The following is a 2,984-nucleotide window of genomic DNA, read 5'->3' on the forward strand; positions in this document are numbered from 1 at the left end:
CACAGTTACCCGCACAGGAAATACCACAGGTATCAGCACTGCTAATTGGGCGGTGACGGGTACCGGAAGCAACCCCGCTAACGCCGCGGACTTTGGCGCATCCCTCCCCACGGGTACGGTCACCTTTGCACCAGGGATTACATCTCAACTAATTACAGTCAATGTCAGTGGTGACACGGAAATAGAACTAGAAGAAACCTTTACTGTTACCCTATCTAACCCCAGTAACGCTACTATTACTACTGCTACTGCTACGGGGACTATTCAAAATGATGATAAACCACCGGTGCAGGGCGATCGCCAACAAATTACATCATTAGATAATTTAATGGTCTTTCCGGGTGGTAATGTATCTATTCCCCTGTTCTATAACACCTCTACTGGTGATAATACCCTGACTGGTCTTAGTCTGCGGCTGCATTATAACTCTAATGAACTGGCATTCCAAAATGCAGACAACCTCTTCAGTAATAATCTATTTGTTCCCCTATCAGACCGAGATGATAGTAGTGACTTTGACAACGACCCGAATACTAACAAGTTTATCCAATTTGGGTATGCTGAGTTTGCTGGTAACTGGCCTAACCAAACCCTACCGTTAAAGTTAGGAGATTTTAACTTTAGCACCACTGGTAACTTTGCTGGAACTCAACTTAATTTTACTTCCGATAATTTAGCCCCTGATTATAACCTAGAAGCAGACCCGATTTTAGTCAGTAAGCAGGAGTGGAATTTTGATATTGACGGGAATGGAGAAATCAAAGCCCTTTCCGATGGCATTATGATAATACGCCATCTGTTTGGTTCTGCTGCTTTCCCTGGTGAAAAATTAACTGAAGCTGCGATCGCTTCTAACGCTACTCGCAACCTAGGAGAAATTCAAGCCTACTTACAACAAGGAGTAGATAACAAATATCTAGATATTGACGGGAATGAAGAAATCAAAGCCCTTTCCGATGGCATTATGATAGTACGCCATCTGTTTGGTTCTACTGCTTTCCCCAGTGAGAGATTAATTGAAGGTGCGATCGCCTCTGATGCTACCAGGGATTTAACCCAGATACAAGCATATTTAACTCAGTTTAGCACCGTAATATAGATGACGGTTGACCGGTGACCGTTACTCATATCCCCGACTTCTGACTATAGCAACCGCCAAGGTGGTTGCTATAAGATATAGCAACGGACATATTGGTTAGGACATCATCATTATGGTTTTAAGGGAACAGGGAACAGGGAATAGGGGATAGGGAATAGTGAATAGTGAATGTCCTAATTACCTTGGCGGTTGCTATATCTTTAGCTTGATTGATTAAGTCTACAGTTTAAAGGTCTAAAACTTTACAGTGCCACAAAACACAAGATCCACGACTTCTCTAAGAAGTCGGGGATTTTTCCCACTCGAACAGTGATAAAAATTACGGCTGAAAACTTATCAAACAACATCTAATGTCTATAAGTTTTTCTTGTCTGTTCTGCTATGATCTTAAGTTAGTTCTATAAGATGTCTAAAACTATGAAGTGGCGAGTCATACTTGAACCCGATCCAGAGACGAGGGAATGGGCAATTTGGTGTCCAGAGTTGCCTGGATGCACATCTGCTGGTATGACACAAGAGGAGGCTCTTAACAATATACGGGAAGCCATTGAGCTTTATTTGCAGCCTGATACCATTGAACTTTTACCTGGAGCATTAATCTGCGAGGTTATAGTCGGATGACTCGGCTCAGGAGAATGAATGCTGACGAGGTTGAGCGCATATTACGCAAGTATGGCTTTGAACTGATCTCTCAGAAAGGTAGTCATAAGAAATGGCGTGGCGGATATCAGGATGCTCAGGTTATTGTGCCTTATCATCGAGGGCGAGATTTACCTACTGGAACATTACGTAACATTATGATTACAGCTATGATCCCAGAGGAAGAATGGAAATCTCCATAAACTTTTCTGGCTCTCCCAGACTAGATATAGCAGGGAGCAGGGGGAAGCCTTGAAACGCTTGAATTTCAATAACATTGCCTAACTCTTCCCCAGATAAAATAGGTTCTATAATTCCTTTTACCCTATCTTCCCGCAGTCGCTCGGCTAAACTATCTAAATGGGTGTCCTGCCTTTGAATTAAGATATCTTTGGCTTGATTGATTAAGTCTACAGTGATGGGAATATTTACATCTTCCGCTAAATATTCCGTAACCTGACGGGCGATCGCATTAACTAACCAAGGTTGACCCTGTGTTAAATAGTAAGCGTGGTTAATAGCTTCGGCGGTAAATATTTGCCCTGTGGCTTGAGTGTGTTTTTCGTATAATTTAGCAACATCTTCTAAAGTAAAATTACTTAAAGTCAGAGAGCGCACCTTGATATTAAAGGGACTAGAAATATTTAACCTATCGCTACCACCGGAAGCTACCTTATAATCACGTACATCCCGCATCCCAATTAACGCTACGCATTGGGGGAAACCTTGGGGGCGATTGGGATAACCAGAGCGTAATTGGCGCAATACAGAAATTAAAGTTTCATCACTTAAAGCGTCAATTTCATCTAAGAATACCACCAGGGGTAAGGGTGAATCAGTTGCCCAAGTGCTTAAAAATGTGCCAATTTGGGAACCAGTACCCACTTCTGGCCATGTAGTGGGCTGTAGATTAGTTGGTAGGCGAAATTTAACCGACTGTTTCCACTCATCTAAAATTGCTCTTTCAGCAGTTCCAGGATCATGGGGAAATACTGCACCCACTTCTAAGGATAGTAACACGGCGGTATATTTACCACTGGCTGTTAACTCCTGTGCTAGGGTAAGCATGGCAGTAGTTTTACCGGTTTGTCTGGGTGCATGGATCACAAAGTAATTCTCTTGCTCAATCAGGCGTTTTAATTGGGGTAATCGTTCACTGGTGGGTAAAGTATAGTGGATATTTGGCTTACAAGGGCCAGCGGTGTTAAACCATTTAGTCATAAAAGTTTAAGTATAGGTTGATTTG

Annotated in this window: 2 protein-coding genes and 2 pseudogenes; 3 read left to right on the top strand and 1 reads right to left on the bottom strand. The window is 42.5% G+C overall.

Annotated features, from left to right (window positions below; translation table 11 throughout):
• The 3 genes and pseudogenes from NWP21_RS10225 to NWP21_RS10235 all read left to right on the top strand — a co-directional run.
• A pseudogene (locus tag NWP21_RS10225) lies at positions 1–1,099 on the top strand (hypothetical protein); the annotation flags it as partial.
• A 417-nt stretch (positions 1,100–1,516) separates the two neighbouring features.
• Positions 1,517–1,720 (top strand): type II toxin-antitoxin system HicB family antitoxin, encoded by a 204-nt coding sequence (locus NWP21_RS10230; protein ID WP_280792614.1) that lies wholly within the window; start codon positions 1,517–1,519, stop codon positions 1,718–1,720.
• Between the two features lie 14 nt (positions 1,721–1,734).
• Positions 1,735–1,941, top strand: coding sequence for a type II toxin-antitoxin system HicA family toxin (locus NWP21_RS10235; RefSeq protein WP_280792613.1), 207 nt, complete (start codon positions 1,735–1,737; stop codon positions 1,939–1,941).
• Positions 1,942–2,011: 70 nt separating this feature from the next.
• Here NWP21_RS10235 and NWP21_RS10240 read toward each other — a convergent pair.
• Positions 2,012–2,959: pseudogene (locus NWP21_RS10240) on the bottom strand (AAA-like domain-containing protein); the annotation flags it as partial.
• Positions 2,960–2,984 lie beyond the last annotated feature (25 nt).

Source organism: Anabaenopsis sp. FSS-46, assembly GCF_029891665.1.
In the GTDB taxonomy this organism is placed as follows: Bacteria; Cyanobacteriota; Cyanobacteriia; order Cyanobacteriales; family Nostocaceae; genus Anabaenopsis; species Anabaenopsis arnoldii.

Bases quoted from the DNA above. Each gene is read 5' to 3' on its own strand.
- NWP21_RS10230 (WP_280792614.1), top strand. From the start codon at position 1,517: ATGAAGTGGCGAGTCATACTTGAACCCGATCCAGAGACGAGGGAATGG.
- NWP21_RS10235 (WP_280792613.1), top strand. From the start codon at position 1,735: ATGAATGCTGACGAGGTTGAGCGCATATTACGCAAGTATGGCTTTGAA.